15 protein-coding genes are annotated in these 15,739 nt (G+C 34.8%); 10 read left to right on the top strand and 5 right to left on the bottom strand.

Translation table 11 applies throughout. The features are described from left to right. Positions 1-248 precede the first annotated feature (248 nt). Positions 249-626, bottom strand: coding sequence for a VOC family protein (locus tag J8H85_RS08910; protein WP_209654713.1), 378 nt, complete (start codon positions 624-626; stop codon positions 249-251). Continuing rightward, on the bottom strand, positions 626-1,834 hold the full coding sequence (locus J8H85_RS08905) for an MFS transporter (protein ID WP_209654705.1): 1,209 nt from the start codon (positions 1,832-1,834) through the stop codon (positions 626-628). The genes J8H85_RS08910 and J8H85_RS08905 overlap by 1 nt, the downstream gene beginning before the upstream one ends. Before the next feature lie 261 nt (positions 1,835-2,095). On the opposite strand from J8H85_RS08905, the gene J8H85_RS08900 reads away from it, so the two are divergent. Then, positions 2,096-2,701 (top strand): DUF1684 domain-containing protein, encoded by a 606-nt coding sequence (locus J8H85_RS08900; RefSeq protein ID WP_209654703.1) that lies wholly within the window; start codon positions 2,096-2,098, stop codon positions 2,699-2,701. Positions 2,702-2,892: 191 nt separating this feature from the next. Here the strand turns inward: J8H85_RS08900 and J8H85_RS08895 are convergent, their stop codons facing one another. After that, positions 2,893-3,810, bottom strand: coding sequence for a hypothetical protein (locus J8H85_RS08895; RefSeq protein WP_209654701.1), 918 nt, complete (start codon positions 3,808-3,810; stop codon positions 2,893-2,895). Positions 3,811-3,998: 188 nt separating this feature from the next. On the opposite strand from J8H85_RS08895, the gene J8H85_RS08890 reads away from it, so the two are divergent. From J8H85_RS08890 to J8H85_RS08865, 6 genes are all read left to right on the top strand, one after another. Beyond that, positions 3,999-4,550 (top strand): nucleotide exchange factor GrpE, encoded by a 552-nt coding sequence (locus J8H85_RS08890; protein WP_209654699.1) that lies wholly within the window; start codon positions 3,999-4,001, stop codon positions 4,548-4,550. 7 nt (positions 4,551-4,557) lie between these two features. Continuing rightward, positions 4,558-5,676, top strand: coding sequence for a molecular chaperone DnaJ (gene dnaJ / locus J8H85_RS08885; protein ID WP_209654698.1), 1,119 nt, complete (start codon positions 4,558-4,560; stop codon positions 5,674-5,676). Positions 5,677-6,021: 345 nt separating this feature from the next. Beyond that, positions 6,022-6,948 (top strand): ABC transporter ATP-binding protein, encoded by a 927-nt coding sequence (locus J8H85_RS08880; RefSeq protein ID WP_209654696.1) that lies wholly within the window; start codon positions 6,022-6,024, stop codon positions 6,946-6,948. A 77-nt stretch (positions 6,949-7,025) separates the two neighbouring features. Beyond that, entirely contained in the window at positions 7,026-8,330 is a 1,305-nt protein-coding gene (locus J8H85_RS08875) for an ABC transporter permease (protein WP_209654694.1), read from the top strand. Positions 8,331-8,333: 3 nt separating this feature from the next. Next, positions 8,334-9,272: a mechanosensitive ion channel family protein gene (locus tag J8H85_RS08870; RefSeq protein WP_209654692.1), complete on the top strand. Its 939-nt coding sequence runs from the start codon at positions 8,334-8,336 to the stop codon at positions 9,270-9,272. Positions 9,273-9,347: 75 nt separating this feature from the next. After that, positions 9,348-10,511 carry a sigma-54-dependent transcriptional regulator gene (locus J8H85_RS08865; protein ID WP_209654690.1) on the top strand — a complete coding sequence of 388 codons (1,164 nt, stop codon included), beginning with the start codon at positions 9,348-9,350 and terminating at the stop codon, positions 10,509-10,511. A 79-nt stretch (positions 10,512-10,590) separates the two neighbouring features. On the opposite strand, the gene J8H85_RS08860 is transcribed toward J8H85_RS08865, so the two are convergent. After that, positions 10,591-11,331, bottom strand: coding sequence for a hypothetical protein (locus J8H85_RS08860; protein ID WP_209654689.1), 741 nt, complete (start codon positions 11,329-11,331; stop codon positions 10,591-10,593). 128 nt (positions 11,332-11,459) lie between these two features. Here J8H85_RS08860 and J8H85_RS08855 point away from each other — a divergent pair, with 128 nt between their 5' ends. The 3 genes from J8H85_RS08855 (at position 11,460) to J8H85_RS08845 (ending at position 14,425) form a co-directional block, all read left to right on the top strand. Next, on the top strand, positions 11,460-12,326 hold the full coding sequence (locus tag J8H85_RS08855) for a PPK2 family polyphosphate kinase (protein ID WP_209654687.1): 867 nt from the start codon (positions 11,460-11,462) through the stop codon (positions 12,324-12,326). A gap of 72 nt (positions 12,327-12,398) precedes the next feature. Beyond that, positions 12,399-13,781 (top strand): M20/M25/M40 family metallo-hydrolase, encoded by a 1,383-nt coding sequence (locus J8H85_RS08850; RefSeq protein WP_209654685.1) that lies wholly within the window; start codon positions 12,399-12,401, stop codon positions 13,779-13,781. A gap of 95 nt (positions 13,782-13,876) precedes the next feature. After that, on the top strand, positions 13,877-14,425 hold the full coding sequence (locus J8H85_RS08845; RefSeq protein WP_209654683.1) for a hypothetical protein: 549 nt from the start codon (positions 13,877-13,879) through the stop codon (positions 14,423-14,425). A gap of 14 nt (positions 14,426-14,439) precedes the next feature. On the opposite strand, the gene J8H85_RS08840 is transcribed toward J8H85_RS08845, so the two are convergent. Continuing rightward, a complete protein-coding gene (locus tag J8H85_RS08840) occupies positions 14,440-15,735 on the bottom strand; it encodes an APC family permease (RefSeq protein ID WP_209654682.1) in 1,296 nt (431 codons plus the stop codon). Positions 15,736-15,739: the final 4 nt, after the last annotated feature.

Below are 15,739 nucleotides of genomic sequence, written 5' to 3'. Positions count from 1 at the left end.
GAGTTCTTGATGAAAGGGAAGTAAAGTCTAAATCACATATTGAACATTAAAATTCAGAGCCTGTCTTAGTTCACTTTATTTCCTTTCTCTTTCTTAAATTTATAAAAACAAATCTAAAGGAGCCTGTCGAAATGTTTTTTTTGAAAAGTCTTCGACGGGCCCAGACAGACATTTAGGTTCTAATTGACTTATAAGTTTCAAATAAAAACTGATTTTCATTATTTACACCCAACGGGTTATTTATTAAGTTAATCAATGCGCCAAGGTGGTTTTTTTCTATTTTTACCTGCATGATATATAATAATTTTGTTCCCGTCTAAATCATTTAAATGCGCTTCTCGCCAAAGCCAGGGTTTATCTTCTGGTTCGCTTAAAAAATGGATTCCTTTATGTTTCAGGTTGATGACGGTTTCATCTAGGTTTTTGTCTTCAAAGTATAAAGTTATTCCATCACCTTTAGGCAATTCATCTACTTTGTGAATGGACAAGGTGCTATCTCCTTCTGGACATTCAAACCTCACATACCTTGGAATTGCATCTACAATAAGATGCAACCCCAAGGTTTTGTAGAATGTTACGGCCTTTTCAACATCTACAGAAGGAATTGTTATTTGGTTCAAGTTCATTACAACAGTCTTTTAGAGTTTAAATTTCTATTAAGCACAAATAAAATGGTAGCACAGATAAGTGCGATTATTGATATGATATACCAAGTAGTATCAAACCCAAGTGCAGCCGTCATTTGTAAACCAGCATTATGCCCAAAAATATGGGCTATTGAAAACGACATGGAATACAATGCCATATATTCTCCTTGATTTCCTTTTTTGGCTCTTTCAACGGCAAAGGCATTTGAAAAAGGAAAAGCAATCATTTCTCCAACGGTCATTAAAAGCATGCCAATCACTAAAACTCCAGACCAATTGGTGAAATTTAAAATCAGTAAACTTAACCCCGTTAAAATGGCACCAAAAAACATCAAGATTAGTTTGCTGAATGCGGTATTTTCCAACCATTTGATTAAAGGCATTTCAAATATAAAAATAAGGAAACCGTTTAGTCCTAAAATAAGACCAATTTGAAGTTCGCTTAGCGTATGGACATCTTTATAATAAATGGTTATGGTTGAAAAATATTGTAAAAATACGATGCCAAACAAAGCCATAGCTACAAGAAATACCATAAATGCAAAATCGCTATAAGCCGAAACTGGATTTTTATTTTCAAAAACATCTAAAACTTTGGCCTTTTTAGGGTGTAACACTTTTATCATCAAAAAGGTAGCAATAATACATGTAATGCCATCAACCCAAAACAAACCAGCATAACCAAGTCCTGTGATAATGAGTCCGCCAATGGCAGGACCTGCGGAAAACCCTAAGTTTATAGCCAAACGTATCAGCGTTAACGAGCGTATTTTATTTTCGGGTTTGCTATAAGCGTTTAATGCCACAAACATAGCAGGTCTAAACGCATCGGCTACCAACATCACAACAAAAATACCAATGCAAATAGATGCGAACGTATTTAAAAATTGCAAGGCTATAAATAAAACTCCGGTAGCTAATAAGCTTCTAACCATTACTTTGTAGTAGCCAATTTTATCGGTAAGCTTACCTCCAATCCAAGAACCAGCCACCGAGCCCAATCCAAAAGCACTCATAACCCAACCTACATGGCTTACGGTAAAATGCAAATCTTCCTTTAGGTACAATGATAAAAAAGGGATAACCATAGTACCAGCTCTATTGATGAGTGTGATAAGCGCAAGCCACCATATTTCTGCCGATAGGCCTCTAAAAGTGTTTATATAGCTTTTAAAAAGTGTTTTCATTCGTTTTTAATCCTTCAAAAAGAGGTTGTTAATTAAATGTTATCTAAAAATAAAAAGTCCGACTGTGAAGTCGGACTTTTACATATTGTAATATTTTATAATCATATCACCACAATATATAACAAACCCGACTTCTACTAAGCGAAGTAGTGTATGGCATCTTACAAATGGTGACGTTATGGCGCATTTATATTTTTTTATGAATTACAAACTTATAGAAATTATTTGTATGTTGTACTTTTGAATTCTAATTAATTTTGAATGAAGCCATTTATAGTCCTATTGACATTCATAACTTGTTTGGTAAGTTGTGCTCAAGAAAAAAAAACGATTAAGGGTGAAACCAAATTTCAGCGAGAACTAAATGCTGAATATAAAGATGCCACCACATCACCTTTAAAAGATAAAGACAGGAAACATTTTGAAGGTTTGGAGTTTTTTAAGTTTGATAGTACGTATGTAGTTACGGCCACTTTGGAACGCACGCCCCATACGGCGTTTTTTAATATGAAAACCACCACAGATCGGGTATCAAAAGAGCGTGTGTATGGTATTTTAACTTTTGAATTAAAAGGAAAAAGACACCAGTTAAATATTTATCAAGGAAAAGATTTAATGGAAAGGGAAGGGTATGAGGACTATTTATTCCTGCCATTTTTAGATGAAACCAACGGATTGGAAAGTTACGGAGGTGGGCGCTATATAGATGCTAGAATCCCTAAAGGAGACACCATGGAAATTGATTTTAATAAAGCTTACAACCCCTATTGTGCTTATAATGATAAATATTCTTGCCCCATTGTGCCCCGAGAAAATTATTTAAAAACCAGAATTGAAGCAGGGGTGAAGGCTTTTGGAAAGCATTGAAGCTGCTTTTAGGATTTTGATGTGGTTTTAGGTAAGATAATCAGAAAGGAGCAAAGAGCTAGCTATGTAGGCGACATGCACACCTTGCTGTTTGATAGCCAACACGTCAGCAATAAAAAAATAGAAGACAAAGGTTTTATTTTGAATACCATCATTTACAACCTGCTTTGGAGGATTTGTTGGGGTAGTTTTTATTCAATATTTGCTTTTAATTCTTTGATATTATCTAGATTATATAAGTAATCTCTTTCAGTATTCGGATTGGGATAAAATTCAAGATTCATTATCCTTTCTTGTTCTAACTTTTTACTTATAGAAATGGTAATAGGTAAATTTGGTAAAGGTAATTGTACAATGAACATTGTTTTGGATTTTCCTGTATCTAAAATAAAATTGGATGTCAAACTTTTTATGTCCTTATTTTTTAATAGGAAACAACCACAATAGGATTTTGGTAGATTTTGTGTAATCCAGAAACCATTTGGATAAATCCTTTGATTCGGTTTTTTTAATTGTTCTCTGATAATGTCATAAGATTTATCTAGTATAAAAAGATAGCCGAATTTTTCAAAAATCATTAGATATGCTGTTTTTAGCAAAGCATATTCTAAATTATCAGGCTTAATTTTCTCTTTCAGTATAGTTATTTCTTCTATTTTTTTTCCTTCCTTCATTCTATCATGTAGAATATTCGGATTATTATTTTTTAAATTAGTTGTTAGTTTTTGATTTCCCTCTGTATCAATGGTCATTTCCGCTCTAATAATCTCATCATCTATTTTAATTTCAACTGGAATTGATGAATCGGGAAGTAGTTTGGGTTTATCTAAATCTCGCATTCTTTTAACAAGATGAGAATCAATTTTATACCCACACTCATTATTGCATTTTTTACAAGTGAGAGTTTTTGCTTTTCCACCTAGGCTTTTTGGTGGTGCATCTTCGAGTGTAAGAGGGTTTTCAGTGTTAATTTCTGTGTAGTGATTCAAACATATAGGGCATAAGTAAACGTTCTTTCTACTTTGTATAAAACCATATTTATTCAAAAAGTTGAGATTCTTTATGTATTTATTAAAAATACCAGCTCTCTTACTTTCTTGTTTATTCATAGATTGATATGAAATTGTTTTAATGTTTTATATCATACGTTAAACGAAGGTAGTTGATTTTTTCTACAAAATCAATAGCTTTATTATTTCCCAAATAAAATATTTTAATGACATTATGACATTTTTACAATAATGGCAGTACTTTTGCCAACCAATTTAAGTATTTGTATAAAAATTTAGATACAACAATGAGTAAAAAGGATAAAGCAAACGATATAGAAAAGGAGCAAGTAGACGCTGTGCAAAACGAAACAGTGGAAGTTGAGGAGCAAGTTGTTGAAGAACAAACCGTTGAGGAGAAACTTCAAGGCGAATTAAAACAAGAAAAGGATAAGTTTTTACGCTTATTTGCTGAGTTTGAAAACTACAAACGTCGTACTTCTAAAGAGCGTATCGAGTTGTTTTCTACTGCCAGTGAAGATGTTATGAAAACCTTACTGCCAGTTTTGGACGATTTTGAACGCGCATTAAGTCATATTGACGAAGATAAAGAGGCAGAAGCTTTACGTAAAGGCGTGTTGTTAATTTACAACAAACTGGTAAGCACCTTAGAGCAAAAAGGACTTAAAGTGGTAGCTGTTGCAAAAGGCGATCCATTTAATGCCGATAACCACGAAGCTATTACGCAAATTCCTGCGCCTACAGATGATTTAAAAGGAAAAATTATTGATGTTGTAGAGAAAGGTTATAAACTTGGCGAGAAAGTAATACGTTTTCCTAAAGTTGTTATCGGACAATAACTATACCATGGCTAAAAGAGATTACTACGAGATATTAGGGATAAGCAAAGGAGCATCGGCTGCTGAAATTAAAAAGGCATACCGTAAAAAAGCTATTGAATATCACCCAGATAAAAATCCAGACAATAAAGATGCCGAGGCAAAATTTAAAGAAGCTGCCGAAGCGTATGAAGTGTTAAGCGACGAAAACAAAAAAGCACGTTACGACCAATACGGTCACCAAGCCTTTGAAAATGGCGGTGGTTTTGGTGGTGGCGGCATGAATATGGATGACATATTCAGTCAGTTTGGTGATATTTTTGGCGGTGGCGGCTTTGGAGGCGGTTTCTCAGGTTTTGGCGGTGGCGGTGGCCAACGTCGTGTTAAAGGAAGTAATTTACGCATTCGTGTAAAACTTACTTTAGAGGAAATTGCTAATGGCGTAGAGAAAAAAATAAAAGTAAAACGTAAAGTTCAAGCACCAGGTACCACTTATAAAACCTGTTCTACATGTAACGGGTCTGGGCAAGTAACCCGAATTGCAAATACCATTTTAGGTAGAATGCAAACATCGGCACCTTGTAATGTGTGTGGTGGCGCCGGACAAACCATTGATAAAAAACCTTCCGATGCCGATGCACAAGGTTTAAAAATTTCAGAAGAAACTGTATCAATCAAAATACCTGCGGGTGTTGTAGATGGGATGCAACTTAAAGTTTCTGGAAAAGGTAATGAAGCGCCAGGAAATGGTATTCCGGGAGACATTATTGTAGTTATTGAAGAAGAAGCACACGAAAAATTACAACGCGAAGGTGATAATTTACATTACGATTTGTATGTAAGCTACCCCGATGCTGTTTTAGGAACTTCGCAAGAAATTGATACCGTAACAGGCAAAGTGCGTATTAAAATAGAAGCAGGTGTGCAATCGGGTAAAATTTTACGCTTACGCGGAAAAGGGATACCAAGTATCAACGGTTATGGTAGAGGCGATTTATTGGTGCATGTAAATGTTTGGACACCAAAAACCTTAAGCAAACAACAGCGCGAGTTTTTTGAAGCCATGCAGAATGATGAGCATTTTATGCCAAAACCAGATAACACCGATAAATCTTTTTTTGAGAAAGTAAAAGACATGTTTTCATAATATTAGGGAAAAAGGAAAAGCCAATCAATCGATTATTTTTTTTAAAAGTTTCTAGTTCCGTTTTAAGGGTTTTTAGAAAAAAAAACATATATTTGGTTTATCACTAATTTATTTTAGTGATAATTTTTCTTTTTCATAGCAATTTTTTTCCCATCCTTAATCTTTTTTAAGGGTGGGTTTTGTTTTTATAGCGGTTTTGTCACCCTGAGCGCCATCGAAGAGTCTATTTATACCTAAAAATTTCTTCATAAATTCATAAAAAAACTATAAATAATATACAAAGCATTGAACTACTGTTTTAACATTTAATATATTTACAAACTACAAGTCAATTAAAAACTACCAATGAGTAACTTATTAGAAGTTAACCAGGTTTCTAAAAATTTTGGAGACTTTAAAGCTCTTAACAATGTGTCAATTTCAGTTCCTAAAGGCAGTATTTTTGGGCTGTTAGGGCCTAATGGTGCAGGAAAAACAACTTTAATTCGCATTATCAACCAAATTACCATGCCCGATGTTGGTACGGTACATTTAGATGGAAATTTGCTTAACGCGAACCACATAAAAGATATTGGTTATTTGCCAGAAGAACGCGGTTTGTACAAATCTATGAAAGTGGGTGAGCAGGCATTGTATTTAGCGCAATTAAAAGGTTTAAGTAAAACCGAAGCCAAAGAACGCTTAAAATATTGGTTCGAACGTTTAGAGATTGGCGACTGGTGGAACAAAAAAATCCAAGAGCTATCTAAAGGCATGGCGCAAAAAATACAGTTTGTTGTAACGGTTTTGCATCAGCCAAAACTCCTGATTTTTGATGAACCCTTTTCTGGTTTCGATCCCATAAACGCTAATTTAATCAAAGATGAAATTTTACATTTAAGAGATCAGGGTGCCACCGTTATTTTTTCAACCCATCGTATGGAATCGGTGGAGGAGTTGTGTGATGATATTGCTTTAATCCATAAATCGAACAAAATTCTAGATGGAAAACTGGTAGATATTAAGCGTCAATATAAAATCAATACGTTTGAAGTTGGTATTAATTCAACTGATAAAGAGGCCTTAAAAGCAGAATTATCGCAAAAATTTGATGTGTCTTTAGCCAATTTCAAAACTTTGGAAGATGAATTAAAGCTTAATATAAAACTGAATGCGGGTGATAAACCCAACGATTTGTTGAACTTTTTAACATCAAAAGGAGACGTATCGCATTTTGTGGAATTGATACCAAGTGTGAATGATATTTTTATTCAAACCGTGAAAAATAATTAGCAATTAACAATTGACAATTAATAACTAACAATTAAATTAAGTAATCTTAAGTACAAAATCCAAAACTCTAACACCTAATGAACCATTTACCATTAATTATAAAACGCGAATACTTAACGAAAGTTAAAAACAAATCGTTTATAGTGATGACAATTTTGAGTCCGCTTATCATGATTGCGCTCATTTCGGTAGTTGCTTATTTATCGCAGTTAAATAACGATACGGTAAGAACCATTACGGTATTGGACGAGTCGGGTTTTGCCAAAGGTGTTTTTGAAAATACCGATAAAACCAAGTACAATGTGTTGGAAAATATGTCGCTAAGCGATGCGAAGGTATTGGCAAAAGAAAGCAGTTCCATAGGTTTGTTGCATATTGATAGGGTTGAAAATATTCAAACCATTTCAAACCATGGGAAGTTTTATTCGGAAGAATCGCCTTCACTTTCCTTAATTTCAGATTTAGAAAGCAAATTGGAAAAAAAGTTGACCAACGTCATGCTTTTGGAAAACGGCGTTGATTTACAAATGATTAACGATTCCAAAATACGGGTAAACATCGCACAAGAAAGTTTTGCTGGTGAAAAAACATCAAAAATAGATAGCGTTATGAAATTGGCTTTTGGCGGTGCAGCAGGCTATTTGTTGTTTATGTTCATCATTATTTATGGCAACATGATCATGCGCAGTGTTATTGAAGAAAAAACCAGTAGAATTATAGAAGTCATCATTTCATCCGTAAAACCAATACAATTGATGCTTGGTAAAATTATTGGCACTTCGTTAGCAGGCATTACACAATTTGTAATTTGGCTTGTAATTGGTGGTATTTTATTATCTGTGGTTTCTATAATTTTTGGCATCAACATTCAAACGCCCCAACAGGAAATGATGGAGAAAGCCATGGCAAATCCAGAATTAAGTATGCAGGTTCAAGATTTGATAAATGCATTTTTTCACTTGCCGTTAGCTAATTTAATCACGGCATTTATACTGTTTTTTATTGGAGGTTATTTGTTATATAGCTCGTTATACGCTGCCATTGGTGCAGCAGTTGATAATGAAACCGATACCCAACAATTTATGTTCCCCATCATCATGCCTTTAATTTTAGCGGTTTATATCGGGTTTTTTACGGTTATTGAAGACCCACACGGAACCGTCTCAACCGTATTTTCATTTATACCATTCACATCACCGGTGGTTATGCTTATGCGTATTCCGTTTGGTGTTCCCATATGGCAACAGTTGGTGTCGTTATTCATATTAATTGCTACCTTTATGTTCACGGTTTGGTTTGCAGCAAAAATTTACCGTGTTGGAATTTTGATGTATGGTAAAAAACCAACCTATAAAGAGTTGATAAAATGGATTAAATATTAAAAAATGATTCAGGAATTAGAAAAGATAGAAAAATCGGTTGAAAAGAGCTCTATTTGGGAAGGGATAAAAAACTTCCTAAATCAGCATTTCGATTTTACCGATAAGATCAGTATTTCTGTAAAAGACGTACTAATTATAATAACGGTAATTTTTATCACCACCTTAATTTTAAGATTTGTTTTAAAAATAATTACCCGAAAATTACCAGATGATGATAAAGGTAAGTTTAATGTGGTGTTTGGGTATTTTAGATGGTTGGTTTATCTACTTATCTTACTTCTTACCTTACACAGTGTAGGTGTAGATGTTACGGCTGTTTTTGCAGCATCTGCAGCGTTAATGATTGGTATTGGTTTGGCACTTCAAACCTTGTTTCAAGACATTATTTCGGGTGTTTTTATTTTAGTAGACCAAACCGTGCATGTGGGCGATATTATTGAAATTGATGGTAAAATCGGGCGCGTTGAAGAGATTAAATTAAGAACCACCAGAGCCGTAACCATAGATAATAAGGTGTTGATAATACCGAACCATTTATATTTAGAAAATAGCCTTTATAACTGGACGCAGAACGGTGCAGATACGCGCGAAAGTGTAGATGTAGGAGTTGCTTACGGAAGCGATGTACAGTTGGTGAAAAAGTTACTTATACAAGCAGCTGCTTCAATTCCGATTGTTTTGGATAAGGATGATATTGCTGTGCGATTTACCAATTTTGGTGATAGTTCATTAGATTTCAAAGTGGTTTTCACTATTGCAGATAGTTTTAATGCTAACGCGATAAGAAGTGACGTTAGGTTTGAAATAGACAGACTATTTAGAGAAAATAATATTAGCATTCCGTTTCCGCAACGCGATATACATATTATCCAAAAACCGGATCAGAGTGTGAGTTTAAGGTTAGATCAATCGGAGTTTAATACCAATTTGAGTAAAGATTAATATCAAAAGTAAATTAGAATATTGGATGATAAGTGTCTTTAATCTTTCATCTATCTTCTTAAATCTAAAAAAAATATGCCTAAAATTTTAATAATTGAAGATGAAGCAGCTATCAGACGTGTGCTTGTTAAAATTCTTTCAGAAGAAAACGAATCGTATCAAGTAGAAGAAGCTGAAGATGGCTTGATTGGAATTGAAAAAATTAAAAATGACGATTTCGATTTAATTCTGTGTGATATCAAAATGCCAAAAATGGATGGTGTTGAAGTGTTGGAGGCTACAAAAAAAATAAAACCGGAAATACCTATGGTCATGATTTCGGGTCATGGCGATTTAGATACAGCCGTTAATACCATGCGAATGGGCGCATTCGATTATATATCGAAACCACCCGATTTAAACCGACTTTTAAACACCGTTCGAAATGCTTTGGACAGAAAAGAATTGGTGGTTGAAAATAAATTGCTTAAAAAGAAAGTCAGCAAGAATTTTGAAATGATAGGTGAAAGTGCTGCCATTTCCCATATAAAAGAGATTATTGAAAAAGTAGCTCAAACCGATGCGCGCGTGCTTATTACAGGGCCAAACGGAACAGGTAAGGAATTGGTAGCGCACTGGTTGCACCAAAAAAGTGAACGTGCTAATGGCCCCATGATTGAAGTAAATTGTGCTGCCATACCAAGTGAACTTATTGAAAGTGAATTGTTTGGTCATGTAAAAGGGGCGTTTACAAGTGCTGTAAAAGATAGGGCAGGAAAATTTGAAGCAGCCAATAGCGGGACTATTTTTTTAGATGAAATAGGCGATATGAGTTTACCGGCGCAAGCCAAAGTATTAAGGGCGTTGCAGGAAAGCCGTATTCAACGTGTGGGCAGCGACAAAGATATAAAAGTGAATGTGCGTGTGGTTGCGGCAACCAATAAAGACTTAAAAAAGGAAATTGCTGAAGGTAGATTTCGTGAAGATTTGTACCACCGCTTAGCAGTTATTCTAATACAAGTGCCTGCATTGAATGATAGACGGGAGGATATCCCGTTATTGGTAAATCATTTCACCGAAAAAATAGCAAGCGAACAGGGTACCGCTAAAAAAATGTTTTCAGATAAAGCCATCAAGTTGTTACAAGATTATGATTGGACAGGTAACATTAGAGAGCTTCGCAATGTTGTAGAACGTTTGATTATTTTAGGTGGCACCGAAGTAAGCGAGCAAGATGTAAAAATGTTTGCTAGTAAATAGTTTGAGTAGCATTACTGTCAGTTCGAGCGCAGTCGAGAACCTTGTTTAGGTCTAAACTGCGCTCGATCAGTCAAATAAATTACTTAGTACACAAACTCAACTCCGATAAATAAGCTGAAGCCAACGTTTTAAGGTTGTTTACGTAAAAAACCTTTAACTCCTCGATGCTTTTTGATGTGGCATCCTCTAAATCATCCATGTTTTTTATGGATTGGTGATTGCAATTACAGCTTTTTAGTGTTTCGTTATAGGTTTTGATATTGGAAGCAATAGCATTTTGATAGTTCAGAATTAAAGCTTCCTTTTTAAGTTCCAATTCTTTTTCTTTCTGTTCGGCTAATTTTGCTTTTATTTCGGCTTCCTTAAGTTTTAAAGCTTCTTGTTGCTGTTTTAACTGTTGCTGTTCTTTTTCTAAATCGCTTAAGGCATCTAAGTTCGTAACACTTTCAGTATTGGTAGAAGTCATGCATTTATCAATGGCAATAACACTTTCTTTGCTTAAATCTCGGCCTTGTTTTACATAAAATCGGCCATCTTCATAAGTTTTGGCAGCTTCAACTTTAGATAATAAAATAATGGCTTTGTCGGCAAGCTCTTTTGCAGGAGCACAATCGCAACTGCTTAATTTCTTATTTGAAAGGTTTAATGATTCAACCGATCGGTTTGCATAATACTTTAAATGGCTAATGTTATTGGCATCATAAGACGATTTTACATGCGAATAAGCACTCACAAGATAGTAATTGGCATCATCGCATTCGGTTTGTCCGTTAATAGAAAAGGAAGTAATTAAAACTAAAAATAGGTAAATGTGTTTCATAAATTTGGGGTTAGTACATAAATAGGTGAGGCTAAAGTATCAAAAACATTATACATAAGGGTGTAGTTCGTCGAATTTGTGGGATTTACTATATTTATAGAATATTAGTTGCAAACAAAACTTTACACATGGAAGATACATTCATAGAGAAATATAAAGTAACAACTTCGGTTTCATTAAAAAATATTGAAACTAAAGAGGTTATAAAAAAAGCCGATAAAAAGTTAAACGATGTAAGCAAAGATTTAGGTAAACTTCAAGATACCATGTATGCACATGGTAAATATGCGGTGTTGGTTTGTTTGCAAGGTATGGATACTTCTGGTAAAGATAGTTTAATACGCGAAGTGTTTAAAGAGTTTAATGCCAGGGGCGTAGTGGTACATAGTTTTAAAGTGCCAACCGAATTGGAGTTAAAGCACGATTACCTGTGGAGACATTATATAGCATTGCCCGCACGAGGCAAGTTTGGTGTTTTTAATAGAACGCACTACGAAAACGTGTTGGTAACCCGAGTACATCCCGGTTATATTTTGGGTGAAAACATTCCTACGGTAAATTCTGTAGATGCTATAAATGATGCTTTTTGGGATGCCCGTTTTGAACAAATAAATAATTTTGAGAAACATATAGCCGATAATGGCACCATCATTTTCAAATTCTTTCTAAACCTTTCAAAAGAAGAACAAAAAAACAGGTTGTTGCGTCGTTTAGATAAGCAGGAAAAGAATTGGAAATTTTCTCCGGGCGATTTAAAAGAACGAAAATTATGGGATGCATATCAAGTTTGTTATGAGGATGCCATCAACAGAACATCAAAACCACATGCACCTTGGTTCACTATTCCTGCCGATGATAAAGATTCTGCACGCTATATAGTTGCAAAAATAATGTACGATACCCTAAAGAAGTATACCGATATACAAGAACCTGAGTTGGATGATGATATTAAAGCCAATATAGAAATGTATAAAGAACAATTAAAAAGTGAATAACCAAGTTTTATGATTTCTTTTAGAATTCAAGCATACTATTTATAGTATTTTTAAACTTTTGAATTTAGAAATATGATAAGAACCTTAACAACATTAATTTGTTTTATAATCTTCACAAGCTTAAATGCTCAAACTGATGAAGCCGTTTTAAAGAAAATATATACAACCTCATTAACAAATGGTAAAAGTTATGATTGGTTAAACCATTTATCAATTCAAATAGGAAGTCGTTTATCGGGTTCTTTAGGAGCCGAAAGGGCAGTAACTTACACAAAAGCGGAACTAGAAGCTTTAAGCTTGGATAAGGTTTGGTTGCAGCCTGTTATGGTTCCAAGGTGGGTTCGAGGCGCTAAAGAGTACGCTTATATAGAAACCGCACCCGGAAAAACCAATACAGTAAATATTTGTGCGTTAGGTGGTTCGGTTGCAACACCTTCTTTAGGAATTAAAGCCAATATTGTTGAGGTTAAAAATTTTGAAGAATTAGAAACTTTAGGAAAGGCAGGTATTGAAGGTAAAATAGTGTTTTACAATCGCCCGATGCAAGCAGATTTAATTCAAACCTTTGATGCTTATGGAGGTTGCGTAAACCAACGTTATAAAGGAGCTGTTGAAGCTACCAAATATGGCGCTATTGCCGTTATCGTAAGGTCTATGAATTTACGATTGGACGATTTACCACACACAGGAAGTATGACTTATGATGATATTCCTGTTGAAAAGCGCATTCCAGCTGCAGCTATAAGTACTAATGATGCTGAAGTTTTAAGTACCATGTTGCAGCTTGATAAAAACATAAAGCTTTATTTTAAACAAAACTGCAAGCAATTGGCAGATGTGCAATCGTACAACGTGATTGGAGAAATAACCGGTAGTCAGTTCCCAAATGAGTATATGGTAGTAGGCGGACATTTAGATTCTTGGGATTTAGGTGATGGATCGCACGACGATGGTGCTGGCGTGGTACAATCTATGGACGTGTTACGATTGTTAAAAGAATCTGGTATCAAACCAAAACGCAGTATTCGTGTGGTATTGTTTATGAATGAAGAAAATGGGCTTCGCGGAGCTAAAAAATATGCAGAAGAAGCCAAACAAAAAGGAGAAAACCATGTGTTTGCTTTAGAAAGCGATGCAGGCGGATTTACACCTCGTGGTTTCAGTTTCGATTGTAGCGATGCCAATTTCAACCAAATAATTAATTGGCAACCGTTATTTAAGCCTTATTTAATTCATTATTTTGAAAAGGGAGGAACAGGAGCCGATGTAAGTCCTTTAAAGAATAAAAGCAACGTGGTAGCAGGGTTGCGCCCCGATTCGCAACGTTATTTCGATCATCATCATGCCAGTAACGATACGTTTGATGCCGTTAATAAACGCGAGTTGGAATTAGGTGCGGCCACCATGACCGCTTTGGTGTACTTGTTCGATAAGTATGGAGTGAAAAACAATTAGCTATTTAAGGTCTCGACTTTAGTTTATCTTGAGCGCAGTCGAAAGGCTCGACCTGACATCGAGTATTTGATCAGGGATATTTAATCAACTTTTAAATGGAAAAAATAATTTTCACCCTTTTACTAATGAGTTCTATGTTTTCTATGGGACAGTCAGAAGAAAAATTACCTTATTATGAAATTCCCGATTATCAAGAAGATTATACGGCGAACACAGTAGCTGCCAGAATGATTGATGGATTGGGCTTTCGATATTATTGGGTAACTGAAGGTTTGCGAGATGAAGATTTAAACTTCAAACCAAGTGAAACAGGGCGCGCCACTATGGAAACTATCGAGCATATTTATGGTCTGTCTAAATTTATTAGAAACAGTATTTTAAGTGATAATAAAGATGCCTATAAAGCGGAACTGTCTTTTGACGATATGCGTAAACAAACCTTGTTGAATTTTAAATTGGTATCTGATGTTTTGAGAAATGCTAATTTTCAACTTCAAGATACCGAAGTGCCTTTTTGGAATATTATCAACGGTCCCATTGCCGATGCGTTGTGGCATTGTGGGCAAGTGGTCATGTTACGCCGTTCTTCAGGTAACCCATTTAATTCTAAAGTGAATTTATTCAGCGGAAAACTAAGAGAATAGAAATTTAATTTATTCTATGTCTTCATAAACTTTATTAAATAAAAGATTATTGATAAAACACCTATAATTATTGTAGTGACAAGAATTTCATTTCCAGCTAAATTGGATAAGAAATAGAGGATAATGACAATAGATAATATGGGTACGCTTAGTCCTCCAGGAATTCTAAAACCTTCAATAAGTTGGTGTTTTTTGGAGCTACGAAGTTTAATTACAGACAGCGCTACTCCTAAATAAAGCATTAACATAGAACTACTTGCTATCACTGCCAATTGTTCAAAACTACCTGAAATAGCCAAAATAAAGCCTATAGTAGCATATGTAATAATAGCAATGTAAGGTGTTGCAAAAGACTTGTGGATTTTAGAAAGTGCTTTTATGGGGATAACATGGTCTCTTGAAAGTGCATAAACTATTCTTGGACTATTTAAAATGGTGCCACTCATATATCCAAACATAGAAACGACCGCGCCTATAATTAAAAGTATATAACCAAATGGACCAAAAGCTATTTTAGCAGTTTCTGCTAGTGGGGCAGCTTTAAAATTTGGTAGATCGCTTCCTAAAATACCTTGAGAAACCGTTTGAATTAAAATGTAAACAACCATAACAGTTGTAATACTTATTAAAATGGCTTTAGGAATGGTGCGTTTAGGATTGGAAACCTCTCCGCCAACTACGAGGCCTGTTTCACAACCTTGAAAAGCGAAAAACAGTATCAGTGAGGTTTCGCCTAAGGTTTTAATATTAGGCATATTTTCAAAATATAAATTACTTATGGAAACATCTTTAAAACCGATAACGATAAGCAGTATAAGGGGAATGAGCTTCATTAGTGTGTTGAATTTTACTAAACCAATGCCTTGTTTTAACCCAATAACATTGATATAAACCATTCCATAAAAAAGGATAAATAGAAATAAAAACCTGAGCCATCCGTTTTCCAATATTGGATACGCCGAAGCTATTACGTTAACCAAAGCATTTGAAACAGCTGCATCAGCAAAAAGATTGCTTCCAACAGCAAAAAAACCTCCAATAAACCCCGCATAATCTCCAAAAGCTGTTTCAATATAGGTGTAAGGACCTCCGGTGTTGGTTACTTTACTACCAGCTTCAGCAAAGCAAAGCATAATCATTGCCATTAAAAGACCACAAAAAATATAGGCTATAATACTTGATGCCCCCATATAGCCAGCTACCACTGCAGGTAATACAAATATACCAGACCCAATAATAATATTAACAATGTTAGCTGATAGACCTAATACGCCTATTTTTCTTTTTAAACCCTCTTCTTTTTCTATCATATTT

The sequence above is a fragment of the Mariniflexile gromovii genome, assembly GCF_017814435.1.
Lineage (GTDB): Bacteria > Bacteroidota > Bacteroidia > Flavobacteriales > Flavobacteriaceae > Mariniflexile > Mariniflexile gromovii.
The sequence above is the reverse complement of the archived record's forward strand: the minus strand, read 5'-3'. Positions and strand labels throughout refer to the sequence as shown.

Coding starts and splice junctions, on each gene's coding strand:
- J8H85_RS08865 (WP_209654690.1), top strand. CDS start 9,348: ATGCCTAAAATTTTAATAATTGAAGATGAAGCAGCTATCAGACGTGTG.
- J8H85_RS08870 (WP_209654692.1), top strand. CDS start 8,334: ATGATTCAGGAATTAGAAAAGATAGAAAAATCGGTTGAAAAGAGCTCT.
- J8H85_RS08880 (WP_209654696.1), top strand. CDS start 6,022: ATGAGTAACTTATTAGAAGTTAACCAGGTTTCTAAAAATTTTGGAGAC.
- J8H85_RS08840 (WP_209654682.1), bottom strand. CDS start 15,735: ATGATAGAAAAAGAAGAGGGTTTAAAAAGAAAAATAGGCGTATTAGGT.
- J8H85_RS08845 (WP_209654683.1), top strand. CDS start 13,877: ATGGAAAAAATAATTTTCACCCTTTTACTAATGAGTTCTATGTTTTCT.
- J8H85_RS08890 (WP_209654699.1), top strand. CDS start 3,999: ATGAGTAAAAAGGATAAAGCAAACGATATAGAAAAGGAGCAAGTAGAC.
- J8H85_RS08850 (WP_209654685.1), top strand. CDS start 12,399: ATGATAAGAACCTTAACAACATTAATTTGTTTTATAATCTTCACAAGC.
- J8H85_RS08875 (WP_209654694.1), top strand. CDS start 7,026: ATGAACCATTTACCATTAATTATAAAACGCGAATACTTAACGAAAGTT.
- J8H85_RS08910 (WP_209654713.1), bottom strand. CDS start 626: ATGAACTTGAACCAAATAACAATTCCTTCTGTAGATGTTGAAAAGGCC.
- J8H85_RS08900 (WP_209654703.1), top strand. CDS start 2,096: ATGAAGCCATTTATAGTCCTATTGACATTCATAACTTGTTTGGTAAGT.
- J8H85_RS08895 (WP_209654701.1), bottom strand. CDS start 3,810: ATGAATAAACAAGAAAGTAAGAGAGCTGGTATTTTTAATAAATACATA.
- J8H85_RS08860 (WP_209654689.1), bottom strand. CDS start 11,331: ATGAAACACATTTACCTATTTTTAGTTTTAATTACTTCCTTTTCTATT.
- dnaJ (WP_209654698.1), top strand. CDS start 4,558: ATGGCTAAAAGAGATTACTACGAGATATTAGGGATAAGCAAAGGAGCA.
- J8H85_RS08905 (WP_209654705.1), bottom strand. CDS start 1,834: ATGAAAACACTTTTTAAAAGCTATATAAACACTTTTAGAGGCCTATCG.
- J8H85_RS08855 (WP_209654687.1), top strand. CDS start 11,460: ATGGAAGATACATTCATAGAGAAATATAAAGTAACAACTTCGGTTTCA.